Annotated in this window: 13 protein-coding genes and 1 pseudogene; 7 read left to right on the plus strand and 7 right to left on the minus strand. The window is 70.1% G+C overall.

What is annotated here, in order from left to right:
- Positions 1-77: 77 nt before the first annotated feature.
- Positions 78-1,055 (plus strand): D-alanyl-D-alanine carboxypeptidase family protein, encoded by a 978-nt coding sequence (locus ACFV7R_RS33430; protein ID WP_385270165.1) that lies wholly within the window; start codon positions 78-80, stop codon positions 1,053-1,055.
- Between the two features lie 79 nt (positions 1,056-1,134).
- Here ACFV7R_RS33430 and ACFV7R_RS33435 read toward each other — a convergent pair whose 3' ends face one another.
- Genes ACFV7R_RS33435 through pdhA form a run of 3 tightly spaced genes read right to left on the minus strand, consistent with a single transcriptional unit; the run spans position 1,135 to position 4,830 of the window.
- Positions 1,135-2,541: a dihydrolipoamide acetyltransferase family protein gene (locus tag ACFV7R_RS33435; protein ID WP_385270167.1), complete on the minus strand. Its 1,407-nt coding sequence runs from the start codon at positions 2,539-2,541 to the stop codon at positions 1,135-1,137.
- Positions 2,542-2,551: 10 nt separating this feature from the next.
- Positions 2,552-3,547 carry an alpha-ketoacid dehydrogenase subunit beta gene (locus ACFV7R_RS33440; RefSeq protein WP_385270169.1) on the minus strand — a complete coding sequence of 332 codons (996 nt, stop codon included), beginning with the start codon at positions 3,545-3,547 and terminating at the stop codon, positions 2,552-2,554.
- Between the two features lie 2 nt (positions 3,548-3,549).
- Positions 3,550-4,830, minus strand: coding sequence for a pyruvate dehydrogenase (acetyl-transferring) E1 component subunit alpha (pdhA, locus tag ACFV7R_RS33445; protein ID WP_385270171.1), 1,281 nt, complete (start codon positions 4,828-4,830; stop codon positions 3,550-3,552).
- 474 nt (positions 4,831-5,304) lie between these two features.
- Here pdhA and ACFV7R_RS33450 point away from each other — a divergent pair, with 474 nt between their 5' ends.
- Positions 5,305-6,348: a phosphotransferase gene (locus ACFV7R_RS33450; RefSeq protein WP_385270173.1), complete on the plus strand. Its 1,044-nt coding sequence runs from the start codon at positions 5,305-5,307 to the stop codon at positions 6,346-6,348.
- Positions 6,349-6,375: 27 nt separating this feature from the next.
- Here ACFV7R_RS33450 and ACFV7R_RS33455 read toward each other — a convergent pair whose 3' ends face one another.
- Positions 6,376-7,956, minus strand: coding sequence for a protein kinase (locus ACFV7R_RS33455; RefSeq protein WP_385270177.1), 1,581 nt, complete (start codon positions 7,954-7,956; stop codon positions 6,376-6,378).
- A 370-nt stretch (positions 7,957-8,326) separates the two neighbouring features.
- Between ACFV7R_RS33455 and ACFV7R_RS33460 the strand changes: the two genes are divergently transcribed.
- Positions 8,327-9,961, plus strand: coding sequence for a protein kinase (locus ACFV7R_RS33460; RefSeq protein ID WP_385270178.1), 1,635 nt, complete (start codon positions 8,327-8,329; stop codon positions 9,959-9,961).
- A gap of 107 nt (positions 9,962-10,068) precedes the next feature.
- Here the strand turns inward: ACFV7R_RS33460 and ACFV7R_RS33465 are convergent, their stop codons facing one another.
- Positions 10,069-10,608, minus strand: a complete 540-nt coding sequence (locus ACFV7R_RS33465) for a bacterial proteasome activator family protein (RefSeq protein ID WP_129798897.1) — start codon at positions 10,606-10,608, stop codon at positions 10,069-10,071.
- Between the two features lie 231 nt (positions 10,609-10,839).
- Here ACFV7R_RS33465 and ACFV7R_RS33470 point away from each other — a divergent pair, with 231 nt between their 5' ends.
- Positions 10,840-11,307: a hypothetical protein gene (locus ACFV7R_RS33470; RefSeq protein WP_385270180.1), complete on the plus strand. Its 468-nt coding sequence runs from the start codon at positions 10,840-10,842 to the stop codon at positions 11,305-11,307.
- 3 nt (positions 11,308-11,310) lie between these two features.
- On the opposite strand, the gene ACFV7R_RS33475 is transcribed toward ACFV7R_RS33470, so the two are convergent.
- Positions 11,311-12,291 (minus strand): NAD(P)H-quinone oxidoreductase, encoded by a 981-nt coding sequence (locus ACFV7R_RS33475; RefSeq protein WP_385270182.1) that lies wholly within the window; start codon positions 12,289-12,291, stop codon positions 11,311-11,313.
- Between the two features lie 242 nt (positions 12,292-12,533).
- Here ACFV7R_RS33475 and ACFV7R_RS33480 point away from each other — a divergent pair, with 242 nt between their 5' ends.
- The gene (locus ACFV7R_RS33480) at positions 12,534-13,553 is read left to right on the plus strand and encodes an ATP-binding cassette domain-containing protein (RefSeq protein ID WP_385270184.1); all 1,020 of its coding nucleotides are present in this window, start codon (positions 12,534-12,536) and stop codon (positions 13,551-13,553) included.
- Complete coding sequence (locus tag ACFV7R_RS33485) at positions 13,550-14,398, plus strand: ABC transporter permease (protein ID WP_385270186.1); 849 nt, start codon at positions 13,550-13,552, stop codon at positions 14,396-14,398. Before ACFV7R_RS33480 ends, ACFV7R_RS33485 begins: the two co-directional genes overlap by 4 nt.
- A 7-nt stretch (positions 14,399-14,405) precedes the next feature.
- Here ACFV7R_RS33485 and ACFV7R_RS33490 read toward each other — a convergent pair.
- Positions 14,406-15,086: pseudogene (locus ACFV7R_RS33490) on the minus strand (potassium channel family protein); the annotation flags it as partial.
- 162 nt (positions 15,087-15,248) lie between these two features.
- Here ACFV7R_RS33490 and ACFV7R_RS33495 point away from each other — a divergent pair.
- On the plus strand, positions 15,249-16,364 hold the full coding sequence (locus ACFV7R_RS33495) for a potassium channel family protein (RefSeq protein WP_385270188.1): 1,116 nt from the start codon (positions 15,249-15,251) through the stop codon (positions 16,362-16,364).
- The last annotated feature ends 2 nt before the right edge of the window (positions 16,365-16,366 follow it).

The following is a 16,366-nucleotide window of genomic DNA, read 5'->3' on the forward strand; positions in this document are numbered from 1 at the left end:
TGATTTCGTTATGCCGGGCCGTACATCCCCGAACGCTCCTGGCGAGTCTCACCAGAGCCTGCCCCCTCATATCGCAGATGCCTTACCAGGCATTTCGCACACTCGGAGCGTTCATAGTGATAACCGGCATCAAGGGTGTACGTTTCCGCAGAGCCGCAGCCGTCGTCGCCACCACCGGCGCGCTGGTCGCGGGCGGCGCCCTGACGGCACCCGCCCAGGCGGCGACCGCGCCCACGGTCAGCGCCAAGGGCGCGTTCATGCTCAACAGTGCGACGGGCTCCACGCTCTACAGCAAGTACGCCGACACCAAGCGGCCGATGGCGAGCACCACGAAGATCATGACGGCTCGGGTCGTGCTGGCCATCCCGGACGTGAACCTGGACACCAAGGTCACCATCAAGCAGTCCTACCGGGACTACGTCGCCGCCAAGGGCGCGAGCACCGCGGACCTGAAGACCGGCGACAAGGTCACCGTCCGCCAGCTGCTGCACGCGATGATGCTGCCGTCCGGCTGCGACGCCGCGATGGCCCTCGCGGACAAGTTCGGCACCGGCACGACGGTCGCGGCCCGCACCAAGAACTTCATCGCCAAGATGAACAAGAAGGCCGAGGCCCTGGGCCTGACCAACACGCACTTCGACTCGTTCGACGGCAACTCGACGCAGAACACGAACTACACGACACCGCGCGACCTCGCCAAGCTCACGCGCAGCGCGATGACGTTCTCGACGTTCTCGGGCATCGTGAAGAAGACGAAGACCGTGCAGTACGCCACGACGAGCACCGGCGGCACCCGCACGTACACCTGGTACAACACCAACCAGCTGCTGGGTTCCTACAGCGGCGCGATCGGCGTGAAGACCGGTACCAACACCCCGGCCGGCCCCTGCCTCGTCTTCGCCGGAACCCGCGACGGCAAGACCGTCATCGGTGTACTCCTCAACGACCAGTACCGCTTCACGGACGCCGCGAAGCTGATGGACTACGCCTTCGGCAGCAGCACAGCGAGCACGATGCAGCTGCGCACGCTGCCGTCGGGGGCCCAGCGGGACTGACCCCGGCTGGACACCGGTACGCAGTAGGGGCCCACTGCTGACAAGCAGTGGGCCCCTTGGCGCCTGCGGACCGGACGCGTCAGGCCCAGGTGATCAGCCTCTTCGGCTGCTCCAGGATCGCCGCCACGTCCGCAAGGACCTTCGACCCCAACTCCCCGTCCACCAACCGGTGGTCGAAGCTGAGCGCCAGTGTCGTCACCTGACGTGGCTTCACCTTGCCCTTGTGGACCCACGGCTGGAGCTTGATCGCGCCGACCGCGAGGATCGCGGACTCGCCGGGGTTGAGGATCGGCGTACCGGTGTCGACGCCGAAGACTCCGACGTTGGTGATGGTGACCGTGCCGCCCTGCATGGCCGAGGGGGACGTCTTGCCCTCGCGGGCCGTCGACACCAGCTCGCCCAGTGCCTCGGCGAGTTGCGGCAGGGTCTTGTCCTGCGCGTCCTTGATGTTCGGGACGATCAGACCGCGCGGGGTGGCCGCGGCGATGCCCAGGTTGACGTAGCGCTTGACCACGATCTCCTGGTTGGCCTCGTCCCAGGACGCGTTGATGTCCGGGTTGCGCTTGATCGCGACCAGGAGGGCCTTGGAGATGAGCAGCAGGGGGTTCACGCGCAGGCCCGTGAACTCCTTGTCCTCCTTCAGCTCCTCGACCAGCTTCATCGTGCGCGTCACGTCGACCGTCACGAACTCCGTGACGTGCGGCGCGGTGAAGGCCGAGCCGACCATGGCGGCGGCGGTGGCCTTGCGGACGCCGCGGACGGGGATGCGGGTCTCGCGGGTCGTGTCGTACGAGGCCACCGGCGCCGGGGCCGCGACCGGGGCCGGCGTCACCGGCTCGGGCGCCTTCGGCGGCGCGGCCGCCGCGTGGACGTCCTCGCGGGTGATGATGCCGTCCGGGCCGGTCGGGGTGACCGTCGCGAGGTCGATGCCGAGGTCCTTGGCCAGCTTGCGCACCGGCGGCTTGGCGAGGGGGCGCTGCTGCGGGGGCGCGGTGGGCGGCGGGGCCGGGGTGGCGGTCTGTGCCGTCCCGTGGCCGTTCAGCTCGGACTGGATCGCGGCCGAGGCCTGCTGGGCCGGGGCCTCGGGTCCCTTGCGGGGGCGGCGCTTGGTGGAGGACGTGGCCACGCCGTACCCCACGAGGACCGGCTGGCGGCCCTCCGGCTTCGGCTCCTCCTGCGCCGGCGCCTGCTGCGGCTCGGCGGGCGCCTGCGGTGCCGGTGCCCCGCCGCTCACGTCCACCGCGATGATCGACGTGCCGACGTCCACCGTCGTGCCCTCGGGGAAGTGCAGCTCGCGGACGACTCCGTTGTAGGGGATGGGGAGTTCGACGGCCGCCTTCGCGGTCTCGACCTCGCACACCACCTGGCCGTCGGTGACCTTGTCGCCGGGCTGGACGTACCACTTGAGAATCTCGGCCTCGGTCAGGCCCTCGCCCACGTCGGGCATCTTGAACTCGCGTACGGAAGCTTCCGTCATCGTCGTCACGACCCTCTCCTCAGTACGCCAGCGAGCGGTCGACGGCGTCCAGCACCCGGTCCAGGCCGGGCAGGTACTCCTCCTCCAGGCGGGCCGGCGGATAGGGGGCGTGGTAGCCGCCGACCCTGAGCACCGGGGCCTCCAGGTGGTAGAAGCAGCGCTCCGTGATCCGGGCGGCGATCTCCGCACCGGAACCGAAGAACACCGGCGCCTCATGGACCACCACCAGGCGGCGGGTCTTCTCCACCGAGGCCTGGATCGAGTCGAAGTCGAGCGGGGAGACCGAGCGCAGGTCCAGCACCTCCAGGGAGCGGCCCTCCTCGGCGGCCGCGTCCGCGACCTCCTGGCAGAGCTTCACCATCGGGCCGTACGCAACGAGAGTGAGGTCGGTGCCCTCGCGGACGACCCGTGCCTTGTGCAGCGGGCCGGGGATCGCCTCCGTGCTGACCTCGGCCTTGTCCCAGTAGCGCCGCTTGGGCTCGAAGAAGATCACCGGGTCGTCGCTCTGGATGGCCTGCTGCATCATCCAGTAGGCGTCCGAGGCGTTGGACGGCGACACGATCTTCAGGCCCGCCACATGCGCGAACAGCGCCTCCGGGGACTCGGAGTGGTGTTCGACCGCGCCGATGCCGCCGCCGTAGGGGATGCGGACGACGACCGGGAGCTTGACCTTGCCCAGCGAGCGGGCGTGCATCTTCGCGAGCTGGGTGACGATCTGGTCGTACGCCGGGAAGACGAAGCCGTCGAACTGGATCTCCACGACCGGGCGGTAGCCGCGCAGGGCCAGGCCGATCGCCGTACCGACGATGCCCGACTCGGCGAGGGGGGTGTCGATGACGCGGCTCTCGCCGAAGTCCTTCTGCAGTCCGTCGGTCACGCGGAACACACCGCCGAGCTTGCCGACGTCCTCGCCCATGATGACGACCTTGGGGTCGGTCTCCAGGGCGCGGCGCAGCGACTCGTTGATCGCCTTGGCCAGGGCCATGTTCTTGGATGTCACATTCTCCACGGCCATGTTCAGACCCCCTCTACGTCCGCGAACGACGCCTGGTAGGCGGCGAACTGGGCTCGCTCCTCGTCGACGAGCGCATGCCCGTCCGCGTACACGTTCTCGAAGATGGCGAAGTGGTCCGGGTCCGGCATGGCACGGACCGCTTCGCGCACTCGCCTGCCCAACGCCTCGCTCTCCGCCTCGAGTTCCGCGAAGAATCCCTCGTCCGCGTGGTTTGAGGACTCCAGGTGGCGGCGAAGGCGCAGGATCGGGTCCTTCGCCTCCCACGACTGCCGCTCCTCGTCGCCCCGGTAGCGGGTGGGGTCGTCGGAGGTGGTGTGGGCGCCCATCCGGTACGTGTACGCCTCGACCAGCGTCGGGCCCTCGCCGTTGCGGGCGCGCTCCAGCGCCCACTTGGTGACGGCGAGGCAGGCCAGCACGTCGTTGCCGTCGACGCGGACGCCGGGGAAGCCGTAGCCCTGCGCGCGCTGGTAGAGCGGGACGCGGGTCTGCTTCTCGGTCGGCTCGGAGATCGCCCACTGGTTGTTCTGGCAGAAGAACACCACGGGGGCGTTGTAGACCGCGGAGAACGTGAACGACTCCGCGACGTCGCCCTGGCTGGAGGCGCCGTCGCCGAAGTACGCGATGACCGCCGAGTCGGCGCCGTCCTTGGCGATGCCCATCGCGTAGCCGGTGGCGTGCAGCGTCTGGGAGCCGATGACGATCGTGTAGAGGTGGAAGTTGTTGCCGTTCGGGTCCCAGCCGCCGTTGTTCACGCCGCGGAACATGCCGAGCAGGTTGGTCGGGTCCACACCGCGGCACCAGGCGACGCCGTGCTCGCGGTAGGTCGGGAAGACGTAGTCGTCCTCGCGGGTGGCCCGGCCGGAGCCGATCTGGGCGGCCTCCTGGCCGAGCAGCGAGGCCCACAGGCCCAGCTCGCCCTGGCGCTGCAGGGAGGTGGCCTCGGCGTCGAAGCGGCGGGTGAGCACCATGTCGCGGTACAGGCCGCGCAGCTCTTCGGGGGTGATGTCGGCGACGTAGCCGTCGTACTCGGCGTTCTGGACGCGCTCGCCCTCGGGCGTCAGCAGCTGCACCAGCTCGGGGCCGGCGGTCTGCGCGGCGCCCGTGGCCTTCCTGGCGACGGCGGCCCGCTTGGCGGGCGTGGCCTTCTTGGCGGTGGTCTTCTTGGCGGTCGTGCGGGTGGTGCGCTGGGTGCCGGTGGCGTCGGTTGCTTCGGCGCCGGTGGACCCGGCCTTGCTTCCGGCGCTGCGTCGCGGCTTGCGCGGGGCAGTGCTCTCCACGGTCACGTGTGCTCCTCCGTCGGTCCGGCCCCCGGGGTTGCCGGTAGGCCAGTGCGGCTCACCTGTTCCGACCCTCGGGCACGGGGTGGGTGCCACTCGGCCGGGAACAGGCGTGACAGGTGCCCCGGCGAGCGCCCTGCAAGAGGCACGTTACCCAGTGCTCCACATTTCTGTGTAACCCCTCCTGACCTGCGTTTTTGCTTGGAAATCCAAGTAAATCGCCAAGTCGGGAAGGGGCCCAGGTCACAGCCTTGCAGGGGGCCGGAACACCGGCACGTTATCCCGCGCACCCAGTTCACGGGAAGAGTTCGTGTCCGACACCGACTCAATGCCCGAAAAAGGGTAAATAAGGCTATTCATCCTCGGCGATCACGCGGGTGCGCGAACGGGATCACCCACTTGTGACCGAAAGCGACCGTCGACGACTTCCCGTGACAACGCCCAGCTCACAGGCTCGCCAGGTGCCCTAGCATCTGGCGCGTGCCGCGCCCATGTGTACCACCCCCTGCGCTCCACGCGCCCCCGCTGAGCGTCCTTCTGCGCCAGTACTCCGCCGGATCCGCCCTCACCTGCGACCCCGTCGACCAGGGGCTGCTCAACCGCGGCTACCGGCTGTGCACGACCCGCGGCCGCTACTTCCTCAAGCACCACTTCGACCCCGACACCGCCGACCCCGCCGCGATCGAACGCCGGCACCGGGCGACCCAGCGCCTGGCCGACCTCGGCGTCCCGGTGGCCCCGCCGCTGGCAGGCCGGGACGGGCGCACGGTCGCGGTCGTCGGCGGCCACGCGTACGCCCTGCACCCGTGGATCGACGGCCGGCACCGGCACGGCGGCCAGCTCAGCACCGGCCAGTGCGCACGGCTCGGCGCGCTGCTGGGGGCGGTCCACGCAAGCCTGGAGCGCGTGATGCCGCCCAAGGGGCGCACGCCCCCGGCCACAAGCCCCCACCCTGTGGAGAGCGCCGACCCCGCCGACACGTTCGACCTCATCGACGACCTCCTCGCGCGCGTACGCCGGCACCGCCCCGCCGACTCCTTCGACGAACTCGCCCGGCACCGGCTCCTGGAACGGCGCACGCTGCTGGAGCGGCACGCGGACCGGCGTCCCCCGCGCGGTGGCTCGGTGGGCTGGGTGCACGGCGACTTCCACCCGTTCAACCTGCTCTATCAGGGGGACGCCCCGGCCGCGATCGTCGACTGGGACCGGCTCGGCGTCCAACCCCGCGCGGAAGAGGCCGTACGGGCCGCCGCGATCTTCTTCGTACGCCCGGCGGGCACCCTCGACCTGCCCAAGGTGCGGGCGTACGCGCGCGCGTACCGGCGTGCCGCCGGAGCGGCGCCCTCGGAGCTCGCGGCGGCCGTGCACCGCGTGTGGTGGGAGCGCCTGAACGACTTCTGGATGCTGCGCTGGCACTACGAACGCGGCGACACCCGCGCGGACTCCCAGTTCCCGGCCGCTTCGGCGCTCGCGGTGTGGTGGACGCGGGAGTACGAGGCGGTGTGCGGGGCGTTCGTGCAGTGACGTACGCCCCGCGTCACCGGCTGCGGCTCAGAGGCCGCCGCCCTCGGTGCCGCCGTTGACGGTGCCCGCCGTATTGTCCGTCGGCTCCACGTCCGTCGGCTCCACGTCCGTCGGCTCGGTGTCCGTCGGTTCCGTGTCCGTCGGTTCCGTGTCCGTCGGCTCGGTGTCCGTCGGCTGGGTCTCCGAGGGCTCACCACTCGGCGTGGCGGACGGCGTGTACGAGGGCGTGTAGGACGGGGTGTAGTCCCAGTCGCCGCCCGTGCCCGTGTCGTCCTCCTCCGTCGAGGTGTCCGTGGGCTGCTCGGACTCGTCCTCGCTCGGCGACTTGCTGGTCTTGTCCTTCTCGGTGGTCTGCGAGGTGGTCGGCGACTGCGTGGTGCCGCCACCGCCCTTACCACCGCCGGTGTTCTGCAGCGCCAGCGCGACACCGGCCACGACGGCGATCACGGCGAGGGCGGCGAGAATCCACAGCTTGCCGCGGCCACTGCCCTTGTTGCCGTGCCCCTCGAAACCGCCGTCGTCGCCACCGCCGTAGGGCGGCAGGATCGGCTGCGGGATCTGCGTGGTGCCCTCGGCCGAGTGCGGCAGCACGGTCGTGCCCGCCATGCCCCTCGCCGGGGTCTGACCGCCCTCGTGCAGGTTCACCGGGCCGGTGTTCCAGGTGCCGGTGTGGCCGCCCTGGTCGTACAGCATCTGCAGGCCGTACTGGACCAGCCCGCGCATCTCCTCGGCGGTCTGGAAGCGGTCGTCGGGGTCCTTGGCGAGCGAGCGCATGACGAGGCCGTCGAGCTCCGGCGGCGAGACGTCGGAGGCCTCGGACGGCGGCGTCGGGATGTCCTGGACGTGCTGGTAGACCACCGACAGCGGGGTCTCGCCGACGAACGGCGGGCGCAGCGCGAGGAGTTCGTACAGCAGACAGCCGGTCGCATACAGGTCGGAGCGGTGGTCGACGGCCTTGCCGAGGGCCTGCTCCGGGGAGAGGTACTGCGGGGTGCCCATGACCATGCCGGTCTGCGTCATGGTTGTGGACGCGCCGTGCAACGCGCGCGCGATGCCGAAGTCCATCACCTTGACGGCGCCGTTGTGGGTGATGATGACGTTCGCCGGCTTGATGTCGCGGTGCACGATGCCGTGCTGGTGCGAGTAGGCGAGCGCCTCAAGGACACCGGAGACGATGATCAGGGCCTGCTCCGGGCCGGGCGCCTCGGCGTTGAGCAGCAGATCGCGGATGGTGCGGCCCTCGACCAGCTCCATCACGATGTACGGCACCGACTGGCCGCCCACGAAGTCCTCGCCGGAGTCGTACACAGCGACGATCGCGTGGTGGTTGAGGCCCGCCACGGACTGGGCCTCGCGCGTGAAGCGGGCCTTGGACACCGGGTCCTCGGCGAGATCGGAGCGCAGCAGCTTGACCGCCACGGTGCGCCCGAGGCGCACGTCCTCGGCCGCGAACACCTCGGCCATGCCGCCCCGGCCGAGTCTGCGGGTCAGCCGATACCGGCCGTCCCCGACAAGCCCTCCGTTACCCCACATTTCCGGCGCATCTGACATCCCGCCGCCAGTCGCCTCGGGGTCGGACGGGCCCTGAGCGCGCTGCTGCTGTGCCATCAGTCCTCGCCGTCGTTTCTGCCCGCGGTGCGCGCGGTGTTGTTACGGTCTCCGTCGGCCACGCTACAGCCTCCGCGCAAGCCGCCGGTCCCAGATGGATACCGGGACCGGCCCGGGACGGACCGCCCGTCGAACCGGTCATCAAACCCTCGCGCCGTGGTGTCGTGCAAATCCTGTGTACCGGCCGTACGGCCGCTGTAACGCTTCCGCGACGCTTCTTTCGCGTACGGTCACGGAACGGGCACCGAGCTTGACGTGTCAGTGCCCTGGGGCAGACTTGGCCGGGAATAACACATTCGATCAACGACATTCGATCAACGCGGGAGCACAGCGGCACCGCTGCCGCGGCGCCTATGGGGGACGCAGAAAGATGAGCCAGGACGGCGCACAGGGCCGGTACATGGGACGGGCGCTCGCCGGCGGCCGCTATCAACTGCGTGATCTGCTCGGCCAGGGCGGCATGGCCTCGGTGCACCTCGCATACGACTCGGTGCTCGACCGTCAGGTCGCGATCAAGACGCTGCACACCGAACTGGGCCGCGAACAGGCCTTCCGCGAGCGCTTCCGCCGCGAGGCGCAGGCGGTGGCGAAGCTCACGCACACCAACATCGTCTCGGTCTTCGACACCGGCGAGGACGAGCTCGACTCCATGACAACGCCGTACATCGTCATGGAGTACGTCGAGGGCCGCCCGCTGGGGTCGGTCCTCGACGAGGATGTACGGCAGTACGGCGCGATGCCCGCCGACAAGGCCCTGAAGATCACCGCGGACGTGCTCGCAGCGCTGGAGATCAGCCACGAGATGGGCCTGGTCCACCGGGACATCAAGCCGGGCAACGTGATGATGACCAAGCGCGGCGTCGTCAAGGTCATGGACTTCGGCATCGCCCGTGCCATGCAGTCCGGCGTGACCTCGATGACACAGACCGGCATGGTCGTCGGCACCCCGCAGTACCTCTCGCCGGAACAGGCACTGGGCCGCGGGGTGGATGCCCGGTCCGACCTGTACTCGGTCGGCATCATGCTGTTCCAACTGGTCACCGGGCGGCTGCCGTTCGACGCGGACTCACCGCTGGCCATCGCGTACGCGCACGTGCAGGAGGAGCCGGTCGCGCCCTCCTCGATCAACCGTTCCCTGCCGCCGGCCGTCGACGCGCTGGTCACCCGCGCGCTGAAGAAGAACCCGAACGAGCGCTTCCCGACCGCCGCGTCCATGCGCGACGAGTGCCTGCGCGTGGCCGCGTCCTTCCAGGCGGCCCCGCCGAGCATCGTGCCGGGCACCCAGACGCAGAGCGGTGCGGGCGTCGGCTCCGCGGTGTTCCCGCCGGTCGACCAGTCCACCCCGGCGCCCACGGGGGGTGTCCAGACGCCGTACCAGCCGACGCCGACGCCGAACCCGTACGGCACTCCGACGCCCTCCCCGGCGTACGGCTATCCGCAGCAGGGCGGCTACCAGACGCCGAACCCGTCCGCGTACTCGCCGCAGCCGACCCCGTCCACGCCGCCGCCGTACAACATCACGCCGCAGCCCCAGGCACCTTCGGGCGGGGGCAAGAGCAACAAGCCGGTGATCATCGGCTCGATCGTCGTCGCAGTGATCGCGGTCGGCGGCCTGATCGCGGCACTGATGCTGAACGGCGGCGACAGCAACAACGAGGGCGGGGGCGGCGACGCCAGCGCGTCCGCCTCGGCCACCAAGGCGGCGGGCTACCGCGGGCCGGACACGTCGAAGACCATCGACAAGGAGGAGTGCACGGAACCGGAGGAGTCGTACAACGACCCCGAGAAGATCCAGGTTCCGGACTTCACCTTCAAGTACATCAAGTCAGTCAAGGAGTGCCTCCAGGCCGCCGGCTGGCAGGTGAAGGAAGTGAAGGTCGACGAGAACACGTACGGCGAAGGCTCGGTCAGGGAGCAGTTCCCGCCAGCCGGCACGGACGTCGACCCCGAGGACATGCCCGAGATCACCCTCAAGGTCTCGACGGGCAACCCGCCGTCGGCCTGACGGGACGGGTGCTCAAGGCGCTTGAAGGCGCTTGAAGGGAAAGGCCCGGCACGTGCCGGGCCTTTTGGCGGTGGGGCTGTCTGCCGGATCTGGCGGACCCGGCGGGCCTACAGGTAGGGCCCGCCCGAGCGGCCACCCGCGCGCGGGTCGTCGTTGCCCTCGTGGGCGACGCCCGGCGGGAGGGCGCGGCGCATCTGCTCCAGCTGGGCACGCGCGGCCATCTGCTGGGCGAACAGCGTCGTCTGGATCCCGTGGAAGAGGCCTTCCAGCCAACCGACCAACTGGGCCTGCGCGATCCGCAGTTCTGCGTCGCTGGGGGTCGCCTCGTCCGTGAACGGCAGGGAGAGCCGCTCCAGTTCCTCGACGAGCTCCGGTGCCAGGCCGTCCTCCAGCTCCTTCACCGAGCTGGCGTGGATCTCCTTGAGCCGGACCCGGCTGGCCTCGTCCAGAGGAGCAGCACGCACCTCCTCGAGCAGCTGCTTGATCATGCTGCCGATCCGCATGACCTTGGCCGGCTGCTCGACCTGCTCGGTCACCGGGATCTCGTGGGAGTCCTCGTCCGTGCCGCCGAGAGCCATACCGTCCTGGCCCACGACCAGGATCTTCTGGGCGTTCTCCGGCGACCTGTCGTTCCTCGGCATCTCCATGCCGTCATTCTCTCGCACCGGTACACCTCATCATCGCGGTGCCCCCTGTGGTGGGTGATCCACCGACTTACCACCACTCGGAGGCATCCGGAATGCCGGGATCGACAGCGAATGTGAGGCTTGTTCCGTTGATCGTTCCGATTGTGACGAACCTGGCTCCGGGAGGGGGTCACCGACGTGACTCCATGGCTGCGCATATGGCGTGCGACGGGGGTGTCTGTGGGGGTGGGGGTGGCCGTGGTCTCGTGCGGGGCCGTTTCGACGTACGGGGCCGTTTCGACGTACGGGGCCGTATCGACGTATGGGGCCATATCGACGTACGACGCGAAGCCGCCCTCGCCGAGCGGCACCCCCTCCGGCTCCGCGTCCGCCGGTGAGCCGACGCGGGCCGGGAGCCGGGCGGGTGAGGGGCGGGCGCGGCCGGGGCGGCAGGAGCCGGCAGCGACCGGGGCCGCGACGGCACCGCCGACAGGGGACGGCGCCGACGACGACGTATCCGCATCACCGCCGGCGTCCGACGAGCCCGCGCCCACCGCGCCGCCGGGGCAGGAAGAGCCGGTGCGGCAGGCCGTCGCGGAGTCCGAGGCCACCGGCGAACCGGTGCTGAAGATCCTGCCGCTGGGCAGCGGTCTGGTGCTGATCGGACTCGGGCTCGGGCTCGCCTTCGTCGCCCTTCGGGTGCGCCGGAGCCAGGGCTGACGATCAGGACGTGGTGAGCAGGACCTTTCCGACGTGGCCGCTCTCCTCCACCAGACGGTGGGCCGCAGGGGCCTCACGCATCGGGAGTTCGCGGTCGACGACCGGGCGGACGTGGCCGGCCGCGAGCAGGGGCCAGACGTGCTCGCGTACGGCCGCGACGATCGCCGCCTTCTCGTCGAGCGGGCGGGCGCGCAGCGAGGTCGCACTGATCGCGGCCCGCTTGTTCAGGAGCGCGCCGATGTTCAGCTCGCCCTTGACGCCGCCCTGCAGGCCGATGATCGCGAGCCGGCCGTTGACGGCGAGGGTGCGGACGTTGCGGTCCAGGTACTTGGCGCCCATGTTGTCGAGGATGACGTCGGCCCCGGCGCCGTCGGTGGCCTTCCTGACCTCCTCGACGAAGTCCTGGTCCCGGTAGTTGATCAGGATGTCGGCGCCCAGCTCGGCACAGCGCTCCAGCTTCTCCCCGGTTCCGGCCGTGACGGCGACCTTGACGCCGACGGCCTTGGCGAGCTGGATCGCCATGGTGCCGATGCCGCTGGACCCGCCGTGCACGAGGAGGGTCTCGCCGGGGCGGAGGTGGGAGACCATGAAGACGTTCGACCAGACCGTGCAGGTCACCTCGGGCAGCGCTGCGGCCTGCTGCAGGCCCACACCTGCGGGAACCGGCAGCAGCTGGCCGGCCGGGACGGCGACCTTCTCGGCGTAGCCGCCTCCGGAGAGCAGCGCGCAGACCTCGTCGCCGACGGCCCACCCGGCGACGCCCCCTCCGAGTGCGGCAATGCGCCCGGAGCACTCCAGGCCGGGGTAGGGGGACGCGCCGGGCGGCGGATTGTAGAAGCCCTGCCGTTGCAGGATGTCGGCCCGGTTGACGGCGCTGGCCGCCACCTCGACCAGGACCTCGCCCTCGCCGGGCACCGGATCCGGGACCTCGTCCCACACCAGCGCCTCGGGCCCACCAGGTTCGGGAATCGTGATCGCATGCATGAGGGGGACGCTACTGGACCGAACCTTCCCCGTCGCCGGACCGAGCCCCTCTCAAGGACCGAACCTTCCTCCTCGCCGGACCGAGCCCCCTCAGCCGCCGGACCGAGTCTTCTCAGTCGTCCGGCCGAACCCCCCTCCGTCGCTGGGCCGAACCCGTGAGAAATCCCTGTGCGCGACCGATGAGTTTGCGCGACCGTGGAGGTCTCCCATGCGTAACCGGAGTACGCGGAAGGACACCCCATATGAGCCAGCAGACGCCCGGTCTGGCCATTGAGACAGCGGGCTTGGTGAAGACGTTCGGCGAGACCAGGGCCGTCGACGGCGTCGACCTGGCCGTTCCCACCGGAACGGTGTACGGCGTTCTCGGTCCGAACGGCGCCGGCAAGACGACCACCGTGAAGATGCTCGCCACCCTGCTCAGGCCGGACGGCGGAGAAGCGCATGTCTTCGGGCACGATGTCGTCCGGGAGGCGGACGAGGTGCGCAGCCGGGTCAGCCTGACCGGTCAGTACGCGTCCGTCGACGAGGACCTGACCGGCGCGGAGAACCTGGTCCTGCTCGGCCGGCTCCTCGGCCACGGCAAGAAGGCCGCACGTGAGCGCGCCGCCCAGCTGCTGGAGGCCTTCGGACTGACGGACGCGGCCGGCAAGCAGGTCAAGAACTACTCCGGCGGCATGCGGCGTCGTATCGACATCGCCGCGTCCATCCTGAACACGCCCGACCTGCTCTTCCTCGACGAGCCGACCACCGGTCTGGACCCGCGCAGCCGCAACCAGGTGTGGGACATCGTGCGCGCGGTCGTCGCCCAGGGCACGACCGTGCTGTTGACCACGCAGTATCTGGACGAGGCCGACCAGCTGGCCTCGCGGATCGCCGTCATCGACCGCGGCAAGGTGATCGCCGAGGGAACGAAGGGCGAGTTGAAGTCGTCGGTCGGAGCCGGGTCCGTGCATCTGCGGCTGCGGGATCCGGAGCAGCGGCCGGAGGCCTCGCGGGTGCTGCGGCTGGTGCTGCAGGCGGACGTACAGCTGGAACCGGATCCCGTGGCGCTGACGGCCCGGGTCGGCGCCGGTGCGGCGAACGGTCAGGGCGCGGCTGAGCAGGCCGCCCAGGCGCTCGCCGAACTGGCCCGCGGCGGCATCGTCGTCGACAACTTCTCGCTGGGCCAGCCCAGCCTGGACGAGGTGTTCCTCGCCCTCACCGGACATGACACCAAGGTGCACGACCAGGCCGACGACGTGAAGGACGGGGCAGCCGCATGAGTACCGTGACCCCCACCGAGGCCAAGGAACTGGCCCCCGTCAGCACCGAGTCGCTGGCCGGGCTGCTCGTCGCCAAGGAGCGGCCGTCGCGCCCGAGCGCGCTGTCGACGTCGCTGACCTTCGGCTGGCGGGCGATGCTCAAGATCAAGCACGTGCCGGAGCAGCTGTTCGACGTCACGGCGTTCCCGATCATGATGGTGCTGATGTACACGTACCTGTTCGGCGGGGCGCTGGCCGGTTCGCCGAAGGAGTACATCCAGTTCCTGCTGCCGGGCATCCTGGTGATGTCCGTCGTGATGATCACGATGTACACCGGTGTCTCGGTCAACACCGACATCGAGAAGGGCGTGTTCGACCGGTTCCGCACCCTGCCCATCTGGCGGCCGTCGACGATGGTCGGCTACCTGCTGGGCGATGCGCTGCGCTACACCATCGCGTCCGTGGTGATGCTCACCGTCGGCATGATCCTCGGCTACCGGCCGGACGGCGGCGTCGGCGGCGTGATCGCCGGGATCGCGCTGCTGATCGTCTTCTCGTTCGCTTTCTCGTGGATCTGGACGATGTTCGGGCTGCTGCTGCGCACCGAGAAGTCGGTCATGGGCGTCAGCATGATGGTGATCTTCCCGCTGACCTTCCTGTCCAACGTCTTCGTCGACCCGCGCACCATGCCGGGCTGGCTGCAGGCGTTCGTCAACAACAGCCCGGTCACGCATCTGTCCTCGGCGGTGCGGGGGCTGATGGGGGGCGACTGGCCGGCCGACGAGATCGCCTGGTCGCTGGGCTGGGCCGGGCTGTTCGTGCTCGTCTTCGGGCCGATCACGATGCGGCTGTACAACCGCAAGTAGGCATCGCTCAGCTCCTCGGGCCGCGCCGGTTGTCCGGTGCGGCCCGAGGCACGATGGTGATCACCCGGTCCGTCAGCTCCAGGGCACCCACGGCCGGATCGTCGTAGTGCAGGACCCGGTGCCCGCGTACGACGCTGATCACCAGGTCGTCCATGTCGCGCGGGCTCCTGCCCATCTCGGTCTTGGTGACCGGCCGGTCGACGACGTCCAGGCGACTGCCCTGCCGGATGAGGTCCTCCATGACCAGGCCGGCGGCGGGGCTCAGCACGGACAGGCCCAGCAGACGGCCGGCCGCTCCGGCGCTGGTGATGACCTCGTCGGCGCCGGACTGCTTCAGCAGCGGCGCGTTCTCCTCTTCCCGCACCGCGGCCACGATCTTCGCGCCCGAGTTGAGCTGCCGGGCAGTCAGCGCCACGAGGACGGCCGTGTCGTCGCGCTCGGTCGCGATGACGATCTGCCCCGCCCGCTGCACCTCGGCCCGTTTCAGCACATCGCTGCGGGTGGCGTCCCCGACCACGCCGGCGTAGCCCTCGTCCGTCGCGGCGGCGATCGCCTTGCTGCTGGGGTCGATCACGACGACCTGTTCCTTCTTCAGCCCCTTGGCGCAGACGGCCTGGATCGCTGCCCGCCCCTTCGTGCCAAAACCGACGACGACGGTGTGGTCGCGCAAGGGAGACCTCCAGCGGTGTCAGAGAAGTCGGGCGCCCGTCCGGCACCGGGTCCGACGCTACCGCGCCCCGGAGACTGCCCGGCCGGGCGGCGTGTCGGGCCGGGGGGCTCGGTGACTGCTGCGGATGCTGTGCGGAACCATGGGGGCCACTGTCAGGATCACGGCCGCAGGGGGCAGACGATGAGGGACGACGAGCAGCCATCTTCCCGGAGGGTGACCCGCTCCATCCTGCGGTCCCTCTGGAGCCGCTCACGCAAGGAGGCACGCGACGACGCGGAGGCGGGCCGTTCGATCGCGATGCCCGTGCAGGGTGTCGTACCGCCGCTCCAGCAGGTCCTCAAGCGCCTGTTCATGGCCATACTGGTGCTGGTCATCACCATCTTGATCGTCTATGTCGACCGCGAGGGCTACACCGACAACTCCGACGGCTCCGTCGACCTGCTGGACGCCGCGTACTACGCCACCGTCACGCTCTCCACCACCGGATACGGCGACATCACCCCGGTCGGCGACGCCGCCCGGCTCACCAACATCTTCGTCATCACGCCGCTGCGCGTGCTGTTCCTGATCATCCTGGTCGGCACGACCCTGGAGGTGCTCACCGAGCGCACCCGCCAGCAGGTCCGCATCCACCGGTGGCGGGCCCGCACCCGGGATCACGTCGTGGTCATCGGCTATGGCACCAAGGGCCGGCACGCCGTGCAGACGCTGATCGGACAGGGCATCGGCAAGGAGCGGATCGTCGTCGTGGACACGCAGGGCAAGGCGGTCGAGGCCGCCGGCGACGACGGCCTGGTGGCGGTCACCGGCGACGCCACGCGCTCCGAGACCCTGCTGAAGGCGGAACTCCACCGCGCCTCCCGCGTGATCATCGCCCCGCAGCGCGACGAGACGGCCACTCTGGTCACGCTCACCGCACGCCAGCTGAACCGCCACGCCACGATCGTCGCCGCCGTCCGGGAGGACGAGAACGTACCGCTGCTCAAGCAGAGCGGCGCGGACACCGTCGTCACCAGTTCCAGCTCGGCCGGGCGGCTGCTGGGGACGTTCATGGCCAGCCCGCCCGTGGCCCGGACCCTGGAGGACCTGATGACCCTCGGCAGCGGGATGGACCTCATCGAGCGGGCGGTCACCCAGGACGAGGCGGGCCGGACGCCCCGCGAGTGTGCGGACCTGGTCGTGGCGGTCGTACGCGACAAGAAGGTGCTGGACTACGACGAGGGCCGGCGCGCCCAACTCCGGCCGGGAGACCGGGTCATCACCATCAGCCGACCCGTGTCCGCGGCGGCCGGGTAGGG

The sequence above is a fragment of the Streptomyces sp. NPDC059866 genome (assembly GCF_042731325.1).
In the GTDB taxonomy this organism is placed as follows: domain Bacteria; phylum Actinomycetota; class Actinomycetes; order Streptomycetales; family Streptomycetaceae; genus Streptomyces; species Streptomyces flavusporus.